This window comes from Chitinophaga sp. Cy-1792 (genome assembly GCF_011752935.1).
GTDB lineage: Bacteria > Bacteroidota > Bacteroidia > Chitinophagales > Chitinophagaceae > Chitinophaga.
In genome coordinates, this window is record NZ_VWWO01000001.1 from 2891491 (window position 1) to 2911122 (window position 19632).

Annotated in this window: 15 protein-coding genes; 13 read left to right on the plus strand and 2 right to left on the minus strand. The window is 46.3% G+C overall.

The window, feature by feature from the left end; all coding sequences use genetic code 11:
- Position 1 precedes the first annotated feature (1 nt).
- Positions 2-994: a GlxA family transcriptional regulator gene (locus tag F3J22_RS11815; protein WP_167017345.1), complete on the minus strand. Its 993-nt coding sequence runs from the start codon at positions 992-994 to the stop codon at positions 2-4.
- A gap of 114 nt (positions 995-1108) precedes the next feature.
- Here F3J22_RS11815 and F3J22_RS11820 point away from each other — a divergent pair, with 114 nt between their 5' ends.
- The 12 genes from F3J22_RS11820 (at position 1109) to F3J22_RS11875 (ending at position 15079) form a co-directional block, all read left to right on the plus strand.
- Positions 1109-1684, plus strand: coding sequence for a dihydrofolate reductase family protein (locus F3J22_RS11820; protein WP_167017347.1), 576 nt, complete (start codon positions 1109-1111; stop codon positions 1682-1684).
- Positions 1685-1757: 73 nt separating this feature from the next.
- On the plus strand, positions 1758-2828 hold the full coding sequence (locus F3J22_RS11825) for a serine hydrolase (RefSeq protein ID WP_167017349.1): 1071 nt from the start codon (positions 1758-1760) through the stop codon (positions 2826-2828).
- A 102-nt stretch (positions 2829-2930) separates the two neighbouring features.
- Entirely contained in the window at positions 2931-3932 is a 1002-nt protein-coding gene (locus F3J22_RS11830; protein ID WP_167017351.1) for a GlxA family transcriptional regulator, read from the plus strand.
- Positions 3933-3960: 28 nt separating this feature from the next.
- On the plus strand, positions 3961-4941 hold the full coding sequence (gene gap / locus F3J22_RS11835) for a type I glyceraldehyde-3-phosphate dehydrogenase (RefSeq protein ID WP_167017353.1): 981 nt from the start codon (positions 3961-3963) through the stop codon (positions 4939-4941).
- A gap of 241 nt (positions 4942-5182) precedes the next feature.
- Positions 5183-6079 carry a hypothetical protein gene (locus F3J22_RS11840; protein WP_167013031.1) on the plus strand — a complete coding sequence of 299 codons (897 nt, stop codon included), beginning with the start codon at positions 5183-5185 and terminating at the stop codon, positions 6077-6079.
- A gap of 126 nt (positions 6080-6205) precedes the next feature.
- Positions 6206-7114 (plus strand): LytTR family DNA-binding domain-containing protein, encoded by a 909-nt coding sequence (locus F3J22_RS11845; protein WP_167017354.1) that lies wholly within the window; start codon positions 6206-6208, stop codon positions 7112-7114.
- 107 nt (positions 7115-7221) lie between these two features.
- Complete coding sequence (locus F3J22_RS11850; protein WP_167017356.1) at positions 7222-9969, plus strand: TonB-dependent receptor; 2748 nt, start codon at positions 7222-7224, stop codon at positions 9967-9969.
- A 25-nt stretch (positions 9970-9994) separates the two neighbouring features.
- On the plus strand, positions 9995-11269 hold the full coding sequence (locus F3J22_RS11855; RefSeq protein WP_167017358.1) for a parallel beta-helix domain-containing protein: 1275 nt from the start codon (positions 9995-9997) through the stop codon (positions 11267-11269).
- Positions 11270-11304: 35 nt separating this feature from the next.
- Positions 11305-12342: an SO2930 family diheme c-type cytochrome gene (locus tag F3J22_RS11860; RefSeq protein WP_167017360.1), complete on the plus strand. Its 1038-nt coding sequence runs from the start codon at positions 11305-11307 to the stop codon at positions 12340-12342.
- Between the two features lie 46 nt (positions 12343-12388).
- A complete protein-coding gene (locus F3J22_RS11865; RefSeq protein WP_167017362.1) occupies positions 12389-13000 on the plus strand; it encodes a hypothetical protein in 612 nt (203 codons plus the stop codon).
- Positions 13001-13162: 162 nt separating this feature from the next.
- Positions 13163-14482 carry a DEAD/DEAH box helicase gene (locus tag F3J22_RS11870; protein ID WP_167017364.1) on the plus strand — a complete coding sequence of 440 codons (1320 nt, stop codon included), beginning with the start codon at positions 13163-13165 and terminating at the stop codon, positions 14480-14482.
- Between the two features lie 69 nt (positions 14483-14551).
- Positions 14552-15079, plus strand: coding sequence for a hypothetical protein (locus tag F3J22_RS11875; RefSeq protein WP_167017366.1), 528 nt, complete (start codon positions 14552-14554; stop codon positions 15077-15079).
- Positions 15080-15142: 63 nt separating this feature from the next.
- Here F3J22_RS11875 and pepE read toward each other — a convergent pair whose 3' ends face one another.
- A complete protein-coding gene (gene pepE, locus F3J22_RS11880; RefSeq protein WP_167017368.1) occupies positions 15143-15850 on the minus strand; it encodes a dipeptidase PepE in 708 nt (235 codons plus the stop codon).
- A 735-nt stretch (positions 15851-16585) separates the two neighbouring features.
- On the opposite strand from pepE, the gene F3J22_RS11885 reads away from it, so the two are divergent.
- Entirely contained in the window at positions 16586-19630 is a 3045-nt protein-coding gene (locus F3J22_RS11885) for a SusC/RagA family TonB-linked outer membrane protein (RefSeq protein WP_167017370.1), read from the plus strand.
- The last annotated feature ends 2 nt before the right edge of the window (positions 19631-19632 follow it).

Genomic DNA, 19632 nt, shown 5'->3' on the forward strand with positions numbered 1-19632 from the left:
GTTATACAGCAGCTGCCATGGCAGCTGTTTTGTTGTATTTGTTGCGGTATTCAACAGGGGAGAGTCCTGTTACTTTCCGGAATATTGTTCTGAATGCTTTGATGTCTGCATAGCCAACATCATACATTACTTCTGTTATATTTTTACGGCTGGTTTCAAAGCTTTTCTTGGCTACTTCGATTTTAACACGCTGGATATACTCCGTAACGGTGTTGCTGGTAGCTTTTTTGAAGCGGCGTTCCAGGCTTCTGCGGCCTAATGCCAGCATATTTGCCAGCTGGTCTACGGTTACTTTGTCCTGGAAGTTTTTTTCGATAAATTCCTGTGCCTGTTTTACCGGTTCATCTTCATGGGTTTTCTGGCCCTGGAACATGATAAATGGCGACTGGCTGTCTTTGTCGATGTCGATCATGAACGTTTTGGCAATGATGATCGCCATTTCCCTGCCCATGTATTTTTCAATGATATACAGGAGGAGGTTGAGGTAAGAATAAGCACCACCGCTGGTATAGATGCCTTCTTCTTCGGTCATGATTTTTTCGTCTACCACTTCGATATCAGGGTACATCATCCTGAAATCACTGGCAGCAGCCCAATGGGTAGCACATTTTTTACCGGTCAGCAATCCTGTTCCTGCCAGGAAGAAAGCGCCGATACAGAAGCTGATTACTTCCGCGCCATCTGCGTATTGCTGCTGAATCCAGGGAACAAATTCCTGGTTTAACCTGAATGCTTCACGAGGGTCCTGATGCATGGCAGGAATAAAAATCATATCAGTTTTAGGCACTTCACGGATCAGCGCGTCAGGGGTGATGGTAAACAAACCATTACGTTGTGTGGCGGCAGAAGAAATACCTACCAGGTGCACATCGAAAAATGGTTCGCGGTCCATACGCCGGAGAATAGTATTTACTTCCGTGAAGATATGCCAGGTGCCCTCGATGTTGGAGAGACTGCAGGCACCAAAGGGGATCAATATGGATACGTGTTTCATACGTTAAAGTTAGGTAAAAAAAATGTCGGGATCAACCTTTCATATTGTCGCAACAACAACCTTTTTATCAGTTGTAACACCATTATTTTTGCAATGACTAATATTTATATCTGAATGAGAAAAGTTGTTGCGTTGGCATTTGTTACCCTTGATGGTTTTACTACCGGGCCTGGTGGAGAAACAGACTGGCAGTTGCGGGCATTTAATGAGGAGATGGGAGAATTTGTGTTCCAGGAATATGCAGCGGCAGATATATTATTGTTAGGGCGTCGTACATACGAGCAGTTTGCAGATTACTGGCAACAGCAGCCAGCAGCGGATCCTGAAGCATTACGCATGAATAGTGTTTCAAAGATTGTTTTTTCAAATACGCTGACAACAGCTGCCTGGAAAAATACCACACTGGTTAGTAACAACATACCACTGGTCATCTCACAACTAAAACAACAACCGGGGAAAGACTTGCTGATAGTGGGAAGTATAGGATTGATACAAAGTTTTACCAACATGAAGCTGATCGATGAATTTCGTTTGCTCATCTATCCGGTCATGCTGGGTACGGGTCGGCGCCTGTTTGCAAATCTCAGCGAGCTGCAGCAATTTACGTTTATACGTTCCCGTATTTTCAGCAATGGCGTGCTGCTGGGCGTTTATAAGCCTGCTCCCCAATGGAAATGTAGTTTTATGTAGATGCTTATCATGTGTTAAAAAAAATTTCGGCTTCAATGTACTAATCAACAACTTTTTAGTTGCTTTGCGGGCCATGAAAAAATTAGCCATTCTTATCCTGATACTGATCTCCGGCCGTAATGCCTTTGCGCAGCAAATGAAAGCCTATACCGATAGTTTACGTAAACAATATAAAGTGCCCGAACTGGGTTATGCGGTGCTTAGCGCTGATACCGTACTGGAAATGCATATCGGTGGTGAGAATAAGACGGGCAGTGGTCTACAGGCAGCGCTGACAGACCGTTTCAGGATAGGAAGCAACACAAAGGCAGTTACCTCGCTGCTGGCGGAAATGTTGGTACAGCAGGGAAAGCTCCGTTTTGATACCCGCTTTTTTGATGTATTGCCTGAGCTGAAAAAATCTTCCGATCCGGGGTATGCCGGCCTTACACTCACGCAGCTATTATCTATGCGTGCACCACTGCCACCATATACTTATACTAACAAGCTGCCGGCCATTGACCAGTTTAACGGCGATGGCGCTGCTCAACGCAGGCAGTTTGCGGTATGGCTGCTACAGCAAAAGCCCAGCCAGCAACAATCTAACGGATTGTACCTGACCAATGCCGGTTATATACTGGCAGGCGTAATGCTGGAAAAAGCCAGCGGCAAATCCTATGTTGAATTAGTGCAGGAATTTAATGAACGCTGGCATACCGACTTCGCTACAGGCAATCCCAATGCCACCGACAGCAACCAGGTATGGGGGCACAACAGTGAACTGCAACCGGAAGCACCACAGGAAAATATCAAACTGGAATGGCTGCAGGCAGCGGGAAATCTTAATACCACCTTACCCGGTTATATATCCTACCTGCAAACACAGCTGAAAGCTTTCAGGGGTATGAGTCCGCAGTTATCAAAGTCAGATATTGAATTCATGCATTACCACCTGCCGGTATTTTCTTTTGGATGGATGATCAACAAAGATGCTCCCCATATCATATCCCACAACATCGGTAACCCAGGCACTTTCTATACGGCGGTGCAGCTGATCCCGGCGGCCAACAGGGCTTATGTGATCTTTACCAATAGCCAGACCAAAGCCACAGAAGAGGCGGTGGCGCTGTTGATGGATACCTTGCAAACCCGTTACGGCAAATAAGCTGGTTTTCATACGGTTAGATTTTGTGGCAGGATCTGTATATTATTTGTCATTGCAGCCACGTTGATTTACTTGTATTTTTGTTTCAGTAAAGCAAAAGCAATGGCAGACGAATCATCCAAACTTATTGTAATCACGATACTTCCGGGAAGCAGGCTTTTAACGATGGCAGGCCCGGCAGATGTGTTTTCTTTTGCCCAGCTGATGCTGGAAGAAGAGCACGGAAAGGGTTTCAAAGGTTATGAAGTAGTAATTGCAAGTGCCACTGCCGACAAAGAGATAAAGCTGAACAGTTCCGCCAGGCTTATTGCCGCTACCTCGCTATTGGAAATGGACCGTCCGATAGATACGTTGATTCTGATTGGGATGCGGTTGGAGGAACAGCCCGACACCGACAACTTTTATCACTGGCTGCATCTAAATGCACCGCATATACGAAGAGTGGCGGGCGTTTGCGTGGCCACCTTTGTGCTGGCAAAAGCAGGGTTACTAAAGCATAAACGCGCTACCACGCACTGGGAGCGTACGGAAGACCTGCAACGGCGCTATCCCGATGTGCTGGTAGACACCACACCGTTCTTCATTAAAGACGGCAATATCTATACAGCAGGTGGGGTTACCTCCGGCATGGACCTGTCGTTAGCCATGGTAGAAGAAGATTATGGCCGTGAAACGGCATTGCGCGTAGCCAGGAAGCTGGTCATTCACCTGAAGCGGCCGGGTAACCAGAAACAGTTTGGCGGGCTGCTACCGGATTACGAACTGACATCGCCCTTGCTGGCACAGCTAAGGCCCTGGATGCTGGAGCATCTGCATGAAAACATAAACGTAGACGAAATGGCTGCGTTTAGTCATATGAGTGCCCGGAATTTTGCCCGGGTATTTCTCAGAGAAACCACTTTCACCCCTGCCAAATTCCTGGAGAAGCTACGGGTGGAAATAGCCCGTAATTACCTCGAAAACTCCAGCCTTTCCCTGGAAGAGATAGCCTTAAAATGTGGTCTGGGAGGCCTTGTATCTATGCGCAGGGTGTTTCTCCGTCACCTGGAAATTTCGCCAGGAACCTATCGAAGTACGTTCCGTACTGCTTTACATACCGATTGATTTTTCATCTTAAATAAAACTGGATATCATGAAAATTGCTATCAATGGGTTCGGCCGTATCGGCCGGATGACCATGCGGGTATTGCTTGCCCAGCCTGGCGCAGAAGTAGTAGCCATTAACGACCTCGCAGATATTAATACCCTGGCGCACCTGTTCAGGTTTGACTCCGCCCATGGCAGGTTTGCCGGCACTGTTGCCGTGGATGGCAACCATCTCGTCATAAACGGAAAGCATATACGATTACTCAATGAAAGAAATCCGGAGCAGTTGCCGTGGAAAGAGCTGGAGATAGATACTGTGGTAGAATCTACCGGCCGTTTTACTGCTAAAGATCAGGCGCAGGCCCATATTACAGCGGGGGCGAGGCGTGTCCTGATTACAGCTCCTGCCAGCGGTGGCGTAAAAACCATTGTAGACGGTGTTAACAATAATATCATTACGCCGGAAGATATTATTCTTTCTACGGCTTCCTGTACCACCAACTGTATTGCGCCGGTGCTGCATGTACTGCATAATGCATATGGTGTGGAATCTGGCTTTATGACTACCATTCACGCATTTACCATGGACCAGATGCTGCAGGATGGGCCTCACAAAGACCTGCGCAGGGCCAGGGCAGCTGCACAGTCTATCATTCCTACCACCACCGGTGCTGCCAAGGCTATCGGGGAAGTGTTGCCGGCGCTCAAAGGCCGCCTGGACGGGTTTTCCTACCGCGTACCGGTGATAGATGGCTCTATTGCAGAGCTCACCCTGAACCTGGCGAAATCGCCTTCAGCTGCAGAAATCAATGAATTGCTGCAACATCATGCCGCCACTGATCTGGCAGGGATACTGGAATATTCCACAGAACCAATTGTATCTGCTGATATCCTCGGTAATACGCATTCTTCAATTGTAGATAGCCTGCTTACAAAAAATATAGGCAATACCGTTAAGGTGGTAGCCTGGTATGATAATGAGATCGGTATTTCCAATCGCATCGCCGGACTGGTTGCCACTTTATAATACCTTATTAAACACTGTTTTAGTTTTACAGACGTGGATAGTCTTTTCGGTTTTGCTTAACCCGCACGTCCCTTCCGCCTGATGGCGGTAAATATATAAGACTGGTATCTTCCATGCCGGTTTTTTGTTTTGTACAATAAGGAGAAGGTGTCCGGCGTTTCAGTTGGAAGATTTATTAAATATTAAATTATATATTTGTATGTCTTTATAAATATATAATAAAGTAAACCCGTAGATATCCATGAAGATAATCTCCCGATACCTGGTTATACTCCTGGCAGTAATGAGCTGGGGCTGTAGTGCAGAAATGGCCCGTGATGGCAGCTTCACCCTTAATCCTAATCAGAGTCAGAATGCTACCGGCACGCTGAAAGATAACAATAACAGTTGCATGCCGTATGCAACTACAGGTACATTTGCTACCGCTACCACGCTGAATGGCAGTACTACATATATCACCGCCAATGTAAACGTTACTGTTCCGGGAATGTACACGATCAGTACCGACCGCCAGAATGGGGTGGTGTTTTCTGCTACCGGTGTTTTCACCGCCACAGGAACGCAAACAGTTCGCCTGGTACCGAATGGGACTTTCCAGACGGCTACCGGTACCGACTATACGCTGAGCTATGGCGGTACTTCCTGCCCGATACATATTGCTGTAACCGCAGGAACTGGTACGGGTACTGATCCGGGAACCGGCACCGGCACCGATCCGGGAACAGGTACCGGTACTGATCCGGGTTCGAGCCAGAATGGAAGTATCAACCTGGTAATAGGTGGCAAAACTTATACAGGAAACAGTGCTTCTGCAACGATTGATAACAGTACTGGCACCAGCATCCTGGTAGTTGGGGCCAGCAGTTCCACTTATGCATTTGCCTTTACCAGCCTGGCGTCCAGTATAAAAGTCGGCTCTTACAGCACTACAGGAAATATGTTGGCACAGTTCAGCCTGACCAACATGTCTGGTCCGCTTTACTCTACCACTTTCGTCTCTAATGGTGCGGTGACCACTTTAACGGTGACCTCTGTAGCCAATAAAGTTTTAACAGGAACCTTCTCCGGAAAAACAATTGACTTCAGTACCCAACAGGCGGTAACCATCAGCGGAAGCATCACAGCGATTATAGAATAAGTCTGATAAATAATATTTTGCAAAAGCTATCTCTGCTGACCGGAGATAGCTTTTGCTTTTTGTACACATGTTCACTGCGGAAATGATACAGTATTTTTCCTTATCTTAATTCCAACTTCCAATGTTATGAAAGCTTTGAGTTGGTCCATCAAAAAAGGGGTGCTGTCTGGCAGCCATTTCCTACGGGAAGAAGGGCGGCAGCGGTTTGCGCTGCTGGATGCTGTCAGTAACCGAATTGTATTAATTCTGTTCATCGCCCTGTTTTCCTATGGTTTCATGTATGTTTTCATGCCGTTTAATATGAATATCTGGTATGAAGATCAACATTTTACCCTGGCCACTATCCTGTTGATATTTACCGGATGCGGTGCGCTGGCGATGGCCTTTTCCCAGTTCATATTATCCAGGTTGGCTATCAGGCGGCAGCTCTCCAATAGTGGTTATCTGTTCTGGTTTGCACTTGAAATTATATTGATCGGCGCTGTAGTTACCATGGTCAACGCTGCTATCAATCCCGGTATATTTCTCACTTTTGGTGAATTTCTCTCTACACTTCCCTATATCACACTCATTATCTCCATTCCTTATTCGCTGGCCCTGTTGTGGTTTTATACCCGTCAGAAGATGGACCAGGTCAGGGAGCTGACGAATATAGTGCCGGTGGCAGTACCGGCAGCCAGGGAGCCTATTATCAATATCAGGGATGAAAATGATAAGCTGGTGCTTAGTTTACCACCGGAGAAATTATTGCTGGTAAAAGCAGAAGATAATTATGTCCATATTTTTTATCAGGCAGGAAATCTCACTAAAAAAGAACTCGTACGCACTTCCCTGAAAAAAGTAGAGGCTACCATCAGTATGCATGGGTTTAACCGTAGCCACCGTTCCTATGTCATTAATATCGGCAGGGTGGTACTTTTTCACAAACAGGCCAAAGGGTATTTCGTTTGTCTGGAAGGGTTAGATGATATGCAGATACCTGTGTCCGGTTCTTACCTGGAATTTTTCACCGCCCGTTTTTCCCAGGCGGTTTAATTTCACCCCGCCAGGCGGCAATTTCGCCCCAAAACAGCTACAGCAGGCGTTTTCTCGCGCAGCTTTTGACTAATATCGCCGGAGCCGAAATCTAAAACGCTCCCACCATGGTCAAAATCGTACAGTGGTTAACAATGATTTTATGTTGCTGTTCTGTTGCACATGCACAGCATGTGATCAGTGGTAACGTCCGCAACCGCGATACCAAAGAAGCTGTTCCTGTAGTATCTGTTACCGTAAAAGGTTCCCCTAATGGCGATTATACCAACGACCAGGGAAACTTCCGGTTTACGACTCACCACGAATATCCCATGACCCTTGTATTTTCCTGTGTAGGCTTTGAATCCCAGACGCTGGATGTAAAAGGCCCGGGAAATGTCCAGATTATTCTGGTCCCCACGTCTATCCTGGGTAAGGAAGTTGTCGTAAATGCCAGCAGAAGTATCCAGAAAAAGATCGAATCGCCGGTTACCATCGAGCGTATCAGTAACCGGGACGTCATCAATTCACCGCAGCCGGGATATTACAATATGCTGCAGGGACTGAAAGGTGTTGATATTACCACCAGCAGTCTCACTTTCACCACTGTTACCACCCGTGGGTTTAATACCAGTGGTAATACCAACTTCACACAAATCGTAGATGGTATGGATAACCAGGCGCCGGGACTCAACTTCGCGCTGGGTGCCGCCATAGGTCTGACCGAGCTGGATGTAGATAACCTGGAGCTCTTATCCGGGGCCTCTTCTGCACTGTATGGCTCCAGAGGCCTCAACGGTACCATGGTTATGACAGGCAAAGACCCCTTCAAATACCAGGGGCTTAGCTTCCAGATCACGCAAGGAGTGAATCATATCAGCAAAGGGAAGTCCAACGATCCGCTGGGCCCTTCTCCGTACTACGACTGGACACTCCGCTGGGGCAAGAAGGTAAACGATAAACTCGCTTTTAAAGTAAACGTCCAGTATATAAAAGCCCGCGACTGGGTGGCAGCAGATACCACCAATACCAACGGATTGGGAAACAGGTATACCGATCCGAACTATAACGGTGTGAATATGTACGGCAGTAAAACTTCCGTGGATATTAACCCTTTCCTGGAAGGGGCCCTGGCTATGAATCCTGACCTGGCGCCTATTGTCAACCCTTTGCTGGACAGCGCACATAACTATGTGGCGCGTACCGGCTACGGTGAATACGACTACCTCAGCAGCGATGCTAAATTATTCAAGGGCAACTTTGAAATACGCTATAAAATCAAACCGGAGCTGGAAGCTATTGCCAGCGCTACTTACGGCGAAGGTAATTCGGTATACAGCAATGATACCCGTTATGCACTTACCGGCTACCGCTTATCGCAGTACCGCCTGGAGCTGAAAGCGAAGCAATGGTTTGTACGTGCCTATACCACCCAGGAAAATTCCGGTCATACCATTATTGCGAGTCCAACGGCCCAGCTGATAAATGAAGCCTGGAAGCCCAGTTACGACGCCAATACCGGCGACGGCTGGTACCCGCAATATACCGGTGCGCTTTTGCAGGCTTTAGCCTCCGGACAGGATTATAATTCTGCCAGCTATGCCGCCAGGCAGTTTGCGGACCAGGGCCGTCCGGCTGCCGGCAGTGGTTATTTTAATCACCTGAAAGATAGTATTGCTTCCCTGCCTACTTCCCAGGGAGGTACGCTGTTCCTCGATAAGAGCAGGTTATATAATGCAGAATTTCAATACAATTTTTCTTCGCTGTTTAAGTTTGCAGAGATCATAGCCGGATTGAATTACCGCCTGTATAAACTGAATTCCAAAGGAACTTTATTCCCGGATATCACCAGTCCGATCGATGTGGCAGAGTACAGCGCCTATGTACAGGGTACCAAAAAAGTGATACATGATAAATTGAGTCTGAGCGCGGCCTTCCGTTACGATAAAAATACGCTGTTCCAGAAACCGCGTGTTACCACCCGAACATCTGCTGTGCTGGAGCTGGGAAGAGAGAGCTTCCTGCGTGGATCTTATCAGAACGCGTATAGCTTTCCTTCCAACATACAGGCTTTACAATCTACCCCTATAGACTATAATAGCTTTGCCTCCGGCGGATCTACGCGGTTGCTGAATGGTGTGTACCATTTCGATCAGTATCCTGCGTATACGCTTACCAGTGTGCAGGCCTATCAGCGTACAGAGCGTGCTGACTCCCTGGAGAAATTCGTACCTAAAGATATTATGCCGCAATCCGTAGATGCGTTCGAGTTAGGGTATTCTGCGCTGATTGGTGGTAAAGTATTGATAGATGTACTGGGATATTATTCTACCTGGAAAAATTTCATTGGTTATACCAATGTGGCGAATACGCCCGGTACTACTGATGTTACGGCGTTTAAAGACCACAGTACCTATGTGCAATACAACATTGCCTACAATGGTGCGGAGAAGGTAAATACATATGGTTATGCGGCCAGTATCAGCTTTGATTTGTCGCACCATTTTCTGGCTAAAGCTAATTTCTCCTCCGACTTCTTAAAGAACAGGAATAATAGTCAGATCAACAATTTTAACACGCCTAACTACAAGTTTAATATTGATTTTGGTAACGAAGGATTTGGTAAGAAGGAGCGGTTTTCTTTCAATACCACTTTCAGGTATAGACCTGGATACTACTACCAGATTGGCTTTGCGAGCGGAAACGTGGCAGCATCGGCAGTACTGGATGCGCAGATCAGTTATAAGCTGGTACAGGCGCATTCACGCATCAAGCTGGGTGCAACTAACCTGACCAATACCTATTACAGAACTGGTTTTGGTAGTCCGGCTATTGGCGGTATGTATTACGCCACTTTCGCTTACAATGTATTCTGATCATCTACCTAAAAAAATATAATATATGCATAAACGTAATCACATTTTTTTACTCGCATTTATGTTGGTCATGAATGCCTGTATGCAAACGCCGGAAAATAAAGACGGCTATGTGCACCATTTGAATTTTAAGCCTGGTGAAGAAGCGAAAATAATTGAAGCCATGCTGTCGATGAAAGACAGCAGCCTGTTACAGCTGGATTCGGGCATTTATAAATTTGATAATCTTAGTCTGGCCCAGTTGAAGCATATACGTGTGCAGGGTGCGGGGCATGATAAAACCATTCTGGATTTTTCCGCGCAGACGCAGGGTGGAGAAGGGATGCGTGTAACAGATGTAAATGGATTTGTTATTGATGGCATGACCTTGCGTGATTCGAAAGGAGACCTGATAAAACTGAATAAGTGTACAGATGTGGTCATTACGAACCTGCATGCTATCTGGCAGGTATCTGACAGTACCAGTGGCGGGTATGCGATCTATCCGGTGATGTGCAAACGTGTGCTGGTAGAAAACTGTTATGCGCAGGGCGCTTCAGATGCCGGTATTTATGTAGGGCAGACGGATAGTGCAATCGTTCGTAAATGCAAAGCCTTTAAAAATGTGGCTGGCTGCGAGATTGAGAATACCTCACATGCACAGGTATACGATAATGAGTTCTGGGGAAATACCGCAGGATTTTTAATTTTCGATTTACCTGATTTGAGTAAGAGAGGAGGTTTTGTAGAGGCTTACAATAATTATTTCCACGATAATAACGAGCGCAATTTCGCCAAGGCCGGGAGTTTTGGCTCTACATGGGGAGTTGGTAATGCTGCACCCGGCAGTGGAGTGGTGATATTGGCGGCATCAGATATTAACCTGCACCATAACAGGATTATCAATAATAATGCGGCAGTAATTTCTGTTGTTTCCGGATTTTTTATAGATGAAAAAGCGGGCGAAAAAATGAACGATCACTATTTCCCTATACCTAAAAACATACATATCCATGATAATGAAATGCAGGTAGCCGATACGTTCCCGCCTGCGATGTACGGTCATCATGTGGGCAGGATCCTGGTGGGTATCAGCCAGCAGCTGAATGCGCAGGATGCGTCCAGGAAGGGAGCGAGGCTGCCTTATATCATCTGGGATGGTATTACTACCAATATGCTGACAGGCAAAACCGGTATCAACCCGGATTCTATCTGTATCCAGCAAAAGGAGCAGAATTTATTTGTAAACGCTGATGCAGCACATATTGGAAAACCAGGATGGAAGCCGAATACAGACGTGGCGCCATTTATTTGTAAATAGAGATGATTGTTCGAATGGAAAAGAATTTTTTGCTTATGAGAAAATTGGTAGTGGCAGGTGTTTGTCTGGTTTTGCTTTATTGCTGCGGACAAACCGCTAAGCAGCCTGTCAATAAAGCGTTTGAGTGGCAAAGTCATTTGTCCGGCTATCATTTCTTTGAAGGCGCATTAAAGCAGCTACAACCACGTAATGGAGTAACCGGGTACGACCTGGCTACTCCATTATTTACGGACTACACGCATAAATCGCGCTTCATTGCCTTGCCTAAAGACAGTGTTATACGCTATAACGGCGCGGGTTTGCCGGAGTTTCCCGATTCTACCTTTATCATTAAAAACTTTGCATTTCTGCAACCCGATCATCAGCTGAAGCTGATAGAAACGAGGATTTTATTTAAGGATCCTGCGGATCATTCGTGGCGGGTGATGAACTATTTGTGGAATGAAGCGCAAACGGATGCGGAACAGTGGATTTCCGGAAAGCGGGTGCCAGTCACCTTCCTGGATGATAACGGCAACGAGCATACGACAACCTATCAGGTGCCTAATACCAATGATTGCAAACGTTGTCATATCAACAACAGCATTTTAACACCTATTGGCCCTAAAGTACGCAACCTGAATTTTACGCGTAAGGGAGCAGATATGAATCAGCTGGCGCAGTTTGCATCAGCGGGTATTTTAAAGGGTTTGCCTTCGGCAGATAGTATAGCCCGTTTGCCGGTATGGACAGATAGTGTATCCTTCAGCGTTAGTGAGCGGGCGCGTGCCTACCTGGATGTGAATTGCGCGCATTGCCATATCCGTGGCGGCGATGCCTACAATACCGGATTGTTCCTGGATTATGAGCATACCGCAGCAACACCTGGTGTGATGAAAGAGCCGGTATCTGCCGGCGGTGGCGCAGGTGGACTGAACTATGATGTTATTCCCGGAGATGCAAAACATAGCATACTGGTATATCGTATGAATAGTACAGAGCCTGGAACAGCTATGCCCGAACTGGCCAGGACCGTGATTCATAAGGAAGGCGTGGCGTTGATCACGCAATGGGTGAATGGTTTGAAGAAATAGTTAAAAGGTTGGATGGTATAACGGGAATGGATATATTAGCAGGTATATGAAGAAACTTATACCTATGGGCCTTTTGCTGGCAACCTGTAGTTGTCATGATGCCGGTAATAAAAATAGTGCAGCAGGAGATACGGCTGCGACCGTCCCTGTTGATACAGCTAAACCAGTTGCTGAAGCGCGTGTTGAAGAGAAACGGGATACTTTTTTCCTGCCCGGGCATTATTTTTCTCCGGATGTTCTTGATTCTGCCTATGTGTTTTTATCAACACCTGCTGTGGCCAATGAGGAAGACGGTGAAAATTTATATACCCTGGGATTTACCTCTCCGGGGCTGGCGAAAATGCCTGAGTTTCACAATCAGATTTATATCACGAATGAAGGGGATTTAAATGGAGATGGGAAGGATGATATTACTGTATTTAATGAGGCGCTGCATGGCTGTACGATGATGAGTAACACTTATTATAACAATGCCAGGAATGAATGGAAAGAGTTTGGAGAGGGAATTCTGATACCATCCAGTTGCGACTGGTTAAGCGATTCTGCTATGAATGCAAGGGTGTTTGTGGAGGATAGCGTTGTTTATCGTTGGGAGGAAGATCCTAAAGACGATAATTTTACCCAGAAGAAAGTAAAGCTTATCATCTCCAGGCCCTGATATGTTATCTTCGGGCTTATTCACGGCTTGCCGGAGGCGGGCCGTGAATAAGCCTTTTTTCTTACTGCCTGCGGCGGCGAAATACCTGCTGGTAGCGGGCAAAATACCCGCCGCTGCATCCTGGCAGCGCTACCCGGAATAAATACCTTACCTTTGCCGCAAATGCAAAAGGAAATTCCGGCAATTCTTGCCAATCTGAAGATAGACGCGCTGAATGAAATGCAGCAGGCCTCCCTGGAGGCAAACAGGACACATAACGATGTTATTCTCCTGTCGGCCACCGGTAGTGGCAAAACACTGGCTTTTCTGCTTCCTGTACTGGAGCGGCTGGAGCCGGGAAAAAAGAGCACCCAGGCTTTGATTGTGGTGCCTAGCCGTGAGCTGGCATTACAGATAGAAAAGGTATTCCGCCAGATGGGTACCGGCTATAAAATCACCGCCTGTTATGGTGGGCATCTGCGTGAAACAGAAGAAAATAACCTGATAGAAGCACCTGCTGTGATAGTAGGTACGCCAGGCCGCCTTGGCGACCATATCCGCAGGGAAAATATCACGGTAAACACCATAGAAACCCTGGTATTGGACGAATTCGATAAAACGCTGGAGCTGGGCTTCCAGGAAGAAGTATCTTTTATCGTTTCATCCCTGCCTAATATAAACCGCCACCAGCTTACTTCTGCAACCGAAGCAGTAGAGATTCCGGAGTTTATCGCACTGAAAGACCCGGCTAAGCTGAATTTCCTGCCTGAAGAAGGTGGAACGCCTGAAAGACTGGCGATCAAACAGGTATTATCTCCCGAAAATGATAAACTGGAAACCCTGTTCAGGCTGATATGCCACCTGGGTAACCGCTCCACCATCGTTTTCTGTAACCACAGAGAAGCCGTAGAACGTACCAGTGCCTATCTCTCAGAAAAAGGTATCCTGAATACATTCTATCATGGTGCCATGGAGCAACAGGAGCGCGATAGCGCCCTCTGCAAGTTCAGGAACGGTACCACCAACGTACTGGTGACCACCGACCTGGCAGCAAGAGGCCTCGATATTCCGCATATCAGGTACATCGTCCATTATCACCTGCCTCATACGGAAGACAGCTTTACGCATCGTAACGGCCGTACAGCCCGTATGGATGCCAGCGGTACCGCCATCCTGATATTATCTCCGGAAGAAAAGCTGATGCCTTATATCACCGATGAAGTTGAAACCATCGAACTGCCTGAAAAAGCAGTACTGCCTGAAAAACCAAAATGGGTAACGCTCTTCATCGCCGCAGGTAAAAAAGATAAAGTAAATAAAATCGATATCGTAGGTTTCCTGGGTAACAAAGCCAAGCTGAAGAAAGAAGATATCGGCCTGATCGAAGTAAAAGACTTCTTCTCCTTTGTAGCCGTAGTGCGGTCTAAAGCAGGCCAGATACTGGAGATGATCAAAAATGAAAAGATCAAGAATAAGAAAGTAAAGATTGATATTGCCCGGTAATATTAATCTTCATACATTACAACCCTCCTGCAAACACAGGAGGGTATTTTTTTAGTTATTATCCGGACTATGGAAGGAATATATTATCATCAGACCCCTGCCAATTTATTTATCATCCGCTTTTATACAGATGGTTCACTTGTTTCTGCAGATATGGACCATCAGGAAACCTATGTACGGCACTGGATAGAACACCGTTTCAGCCGCAACAACAGCAATATGGAAACGGAGATCTATTACCAGGAAAATGATAAGGGGCTCGACATCCTGCACGAAAACCAGGTGATTACCCGTATGGTGCGTACACCGGATGGAGGCCTGCTGACGCGGGGTATTCCCGGATTGAACTACAGGGCAAAGTTTATGCTGTGGCCGGATAACCAGGAAGAACTGCAGGCAGAAGATGCTATCAAACATGCAATGGAAGGAATCGGAGGGATAAAACCCTTAACAGGACCATGGGCAGTGATATTCTTTCCGGTAACGCTTTTCAGGAGAATGCTGGGCTATATGTTTGGCAGCTGGCAAGGCTTTCTGATATTGGTGTTGCTGGCCAGCGCTTTGTTTTTTTTCTACTGGAGTGATGCTTTGAAATAAAGGCTTAAAAAATAGTGATGCCCCGTAAGCTATGCCAGATGCATGTTTACGGGGCATTTTTATTTATTTAAGATGTTGTAAGGTGCTGCCGCTTTCTACTTCGTAAGCTGCTTTCCCCTGCTCAAAGATGCGGGCTGTCAGCTTTCCGCCCAATGTAATTTCTTCTCCGTTTACCTGCAGCCAGCTGCCTTCTCTCAATCCTACTACCGGTGTAGTATTCTGAGAATGGAATTCCCTGATACGTGTTTCGCGGGTTTCTCCCATATGATGACTTCCTTCGATCGGATCGAGGTAGTGTGGGTTGATGTTGAAAGGCACCAGCCCTGTTGTCTGGAAACTGGACGGATATACGATAGGCATGTCGTTGGTAGTTTGCATGGTTTGTCCACCGATATTGGTGCCGGCGCTGCAACCCAGGTATGGGGTACCTTTTTCTGCTACTTGTTTTAAATGTTGCATGAGGCCATTGTCGTGCAGGGCTTTTACCAGTACGAAGGTATTGCCGCCACCGGTGAATATGCCCTGTGCCTGGTCCAGCGCTGCTGCGGGGTTGTCGAAGGTGTGTAATCCACGTACAGCGATGCCCAGTTCTTTAAAAGCACCTGCCGCCTTGCTGGTATAGTCATCATGACTAATTCCTCCCGGACGTGCGTAAGGGATGAATACAATTTCTTTTACACCCGCGAACAACTTTTCTAATACCGGTCTGAGATAAGCCAGGTATTCTTCACCAAACAGGGTGGAAGTGCTGGCCAACACGATCTGCTTCATCTAAAAATATTTTTTACAAATGTAAGGACACCATGGAAGAAAATAGAAATTTATCCCCATTAAGTATCGCGTTGTCAGGCATATCTGGTGCAGATAGATAAGTTTATTTTCGTTGGCATGTCATGGTTATGTCTATTTGGTGCAGGCTTGATGCATTGAGATTGAGGTCTATTGTCATAGAATATTCAATTTTTAGCAGAAGACTATAAGGTATATAGTACGCTTATTATTTTGTGATCTGGTAACGAAGTAAAGTGAGCAATGTAATATCAACCCGAATCGATAACTAAGAACCAAAATTTAAGTCGTAGCCGTAATCAACGATCATGTAGAACATCTCTGATTACACCAACACGCCCGTCAGTGAGAGGGCCAGCGTTAATTACTGTGCAAAGTTGAGAAGTGCCTATTATGTTCAATGTAAGTTGAACAGACCCTGTATGAACACGTAGTAACGTTCCCCCGAGTTTTTGAAGATTGCAGCAGCGCCTCTTTCTGCTGATGGGAAAACTATGTTTGCTGGTAACTAAAAATAATGAACAATGAATGAATGCTACTATTCTATCAATAGTCTTGTGCCGCGTTGTGCCCGCGGATACCTGCCTGTTATTTTTTCCAAAGAACATTAACAACATATAGCTGAATTACGGCGGGGTTCCGCTTGTGCACAGGTATTGCAAAATACCTGAACGGAATTCCCATGCCTGAACGAATCACTTTAAACATTATTGAACAATGAGAAATCATTTATCCACGCGGTTGTCTAAGCAAAATCGGCGCTGGGTGCAGTCGCTGCTGGTGACCTGCTGTACGCTCAATGTTGTATTGTGCGCAGTCCCTAAAGGCGCTATGGCTAAGGAATGCATGTTTCCTGTGCTACTGCGTGATACGGTGCCTCCCGTTAAAGGGGATAGTACAGTTGGTAAGGATACCTCCCTTATTGCCCCAGACGATGTGGTGCGCATTTTTAGCCGCCGGCATTTCCCCGCAGCCTTTAAGAATAACGATACGGTAGACGTTAAGCATGTAGCGTTGTATCCCTATACCAGCATACAGCAAATGCTGAAGGGTAACGTAAAGGGGCTATACGTACAGGAGCCTTCCGGAGAGCCGGGCACGGAGCAATTTATGTATAACCGCGGCCTTTCCATGCCATTGTTGTCCAAAACAGATGTATACCAGGTACAGCCGGCCGTCTATATCAATGGTATCCCTATGATACAGGATAATAGTATTGTGTTTGATGTACAGGCCAATGATAAGAACAGACTGGGTCCGGCGATCAATATGTTATCGGCGCTGAATATGGATAACGTAGCCGCAATAGAGGTATATAAAGATGCCGCTGCTATCAGTCTTTTCGGTCCTCGCGGCGCAAATGGTGTCATTAATATCATCACTAAAAATGCCACCTTCGGCAAGCGTAAGATCAGTATCAACAGCTATGTAGGTGTAAATCTTTATGATCCTATCTTTACGACCAATGGCCAGTATGAAACACGCGCACGCAGGCCTTATTATCTGAAGTACGCCAACGCGGCGGACTCGCTGGCATTTCCGGCCTATCTCCGCGATAGCTCCAATAATCAGTATTACGGTAATGCCAACTGGACAGATGCCTATTTCAGGAATACCACTTCTCATAGCGTGAATGCTAGTATCAGTGGCGGTTCCGAAAGGGCCAACTTCCGTTTCTTTGGCGATAAAACTACTGCGAATGGTATCGCGGATAATACCCGCGTTGATAAATATAATGCCACCTTCCTGGTGAATATGTCGCCAAAACCATGGCTGATGGGAAGTGCATTTATCAATGCCAATCGTATCGACAGACAACGCAATTCCTCGCTGACAGACCGTTTCCTGGAAACGAACTATGTGCCGGATATCACCAGCCCGATGTCGCCAACCAAAGAGGCTTACAGCGCTTATCAGAAGCAGCTGGAGAAAGGTTTTGACCGCAATTTTGTCAACTATCTGCAGGGTGCTTTTTCGCTGATGTTCACGGCAAAGGATATACGTTATACCAGCCGTGTGCTCTTCGACTACAATGAAAGCAGCAGAGATGTGTTTTATCCTTCTACGCTGATGGATGGCGCAAACTATGCTTCCAACTACTATGGCAATAACCAGCGGCTCGGCTTCCAGAATACCATCGATTACTCCTGGAAACCTTCTCCGATGCATACTTTGGCCTTTGAAGCAGGACAAATGCTGCAGGCAGATCTCTATAAATATAACTACCAGCGTACCTACAACGGTATCAGCGACCGTATTAAGGTAAACCTGGTGGAACCTAATCCCGATAAAGCCAATTATTTATCGCCTTTGTATTTCGCCAACCAGCTGAGCTTCCGCTACCTGGACGTAGAAAAACAAAGATTGCTTTCTTTCCATGGAAATGTAAAATATAACTACAGCAACTTTTTGCAGGTATCGCTGACGTTGCGTAGTGATGGCTCTTCGCTGATATCTCCGGCACACAGATGGCTGTTTACACCAGCGGCGGGTATTGAGTATAATGTAAAAAAGCATTTGCTGCCTGCTGTATCCGGGCTGGATGATTTCACGCTGCATGCGAGTCTGGGCCGTATAGGGCGCCTTCCCGGTGATGAACGCTATGCCGCCGGTCCGCAATATAAAGCGGATATGGGCTGGGGAAATAATAATATCGCTTCCTATGCGGGCGTAGCAGGTATTTCAAGGCCTTACAATTATGGATGGGTAGGAGAGAACCTCAACTGGGCCTATACCGATATCACTACTATTGGTGCTGATCTGGCTATACTGAACAACCGTGTACGCGTGAGTGCAGACTACTACTCCAAAACAGACCGTAACATGATCACGATGCTGCCTGCAGTGGCAGAAAGTGGTTATGCCGGTATCTATCAGAGTGGAATGGCAGTGAATAACAGTGGAGTAGAAGGTAGTCTGGCTGTTGATATTATCAAAACAAAGAAATTCTCCTGGACACCCGCAATCAGTGCATCCTACAATAAAAACGAACTGAAAGCACTGCCCGGTGGCGTTAAGTCTTTAACCATCGGCGACCGTCATTTTGAAATAGGCAAAGCCGTAGATATGTTCTGGTTATACCAGAACGAAGGTATTTATAATACTACTGCTGAAGTACCTGTTAATGCTAAAAATGGTGCCCCGCTTACGTTTAAAGGAACTGCTTTTCAGGCAGGAGACGCTAAATGGAAAGATAATAATGGCGACTTTACCATCGATGATAAAGATAAAGTATTGACAGGTCACAGTATGCCGGTGTATATCGGCAATTTCAGCAATACCCTGAAATATGGTAACCTGGATCTTTCCTTTACTTTTTATTTCGCAAGCGGACAATCGGTATTAAACGAGAAAATGTCTACCAGACTGGATTTTGCCAATCACGACGGACAGTCGGATATCGCTTCAGTAAAGGATATCGCCTACTGGCAAAAATCTACCAACATGAAATCTTACCCGCTATATAATCCATGGAGTGCAACGATTCCTTTCCGTGCTGATCAGGACCTGTTTCTCGAGAAGGCAACCTATATAAAGCTGAGAACCGTTAGCGTGGGTTATGATTTGGGCAATACCAAATTCCTGAAGAATTTAATCCCAACGCTTACCCGCTGCTACTTCTATGCTACGGCCAATAATATCCTGACTTTCACCGGATATACCGGCGGAGATCCGGAGCTGGTATTCTATAACGGCTATGATAACGGGTATGCGATTCCGATGCCTAAGACGTATACCGTTGGACTGAAACTGGATTTATAATC

What these genes read in the sequence shown, in the direction of transcription:
- F3J22_RS11860 (WP_167017360.1), top strand. Translation starts at nt 11,305, where the DNA reads ATGAGAAAATTGGTAGTGGCAGGTGTTTGTCTGGTTTTGCTTTATTGC.
- F3J22_RS11825 (WP_167017349.1), top strand. Translation starts at nt 1,758, where the DNA reads ATGAAAAAATTAGCCATTCTTATCCTGATACTGATCTCCGGCCGTAAT.
- F3J22_RS11865 (WP_167017362.1), top strand. Translation starts at nt 12,389, where the DNA reads ATGAAGAAACTTATACCTATGGGCCTTTTGCTGGCAACCTGTAGTTGT.
- F3J22_RS11820 (WP_167017347.1), top strand. Translation starts at nt 1,109, where the DNA reads ATGAGAAAAGTTGTTGCGTTGGCATTTGTTACCCTTGATGGTTTTACT.
- F3J22_RS11830 (WP_167017351.1), top strand. Translation starts at nt 2,931, where the DNA reads ATGGCAGACGAATCATCCAAACTTATTGTAATCACGATACTTCCGGGA.
- F3J22_RS11850 (WP_167017356.1), top strand. Translation starts at nt 7,222, where the DNA reads ATGGTCAAAATCGTACAGTGGTTAACAATGATTTTATGTTGCTGTTCT.
- F3J22_RS11875 (WP_167017366.1), top strand. Translation starts at nt 14,552, where the DNA reads ATGGAAGGAATATATTATCATCAGACCCCTGCCAATTTATTTATCATC.
- F3J22_RS11870 (WP_167017364.1), top strand. Translation starts at nt 13,163, where the DNA reads ATGCAAAAGGAAATTCCGGCAATTCTTGCCAATCTGAAGATAGACGCG.
- gap (WP_167017353.1), top strand. Translation starts at nt 3,961, where the DNA reads ATGAAAATTGCTATCAATGGGTTCGGCCGTATCGGCCGGATGACCATG.
- F3J22_RS11845 (WP_167017354.1), top strand. Translation starts at nt 6,206, where the DNA reads ATGAAAGCTTTGAGTTGGTCCATCAAAAAAGGGGTGCTGTCTGGCAGC.
- pepE (WP_167017368.1), bottom strand. Translation starts at nt 15,850, where the DNA reads ATGAAGCAGATCGTGTTGGCCAGCACTTCCACCCTGTTTGGTGAAGAA.
- F3J22_RS11885 (WP_167017370.1), top strand. Translation starts at nt 16,586, where the DNA reads ATGAGAAATCATTTATCCACGCGGTTGTCTAAGCAAAATCGGCGCTGG.
- F3J22_RS11855 (WP_167017358.1), top strand. Translation starts at nt 9,995, where the DNA reads ATGCATAAACGTAATCACATTTTTTTACTCGCATTTATGTTGGTCATG.
- F3J22_RS11840 (WP_167013031.1), top strand. Translation starts at nt 5,183, where the DNA reads ATGAAGATAATCTCCCGATACCTGGTTATACTCCTGGCAGTAATGAGC.
- F3J22_RS11815 (WP_167017345.1), bottom strand. Translation starts at nt 994, where the DNA reads ATGAAACACGTATCCATATTGATCCCCTTTGGTGCCTGCAGTCTCTCC.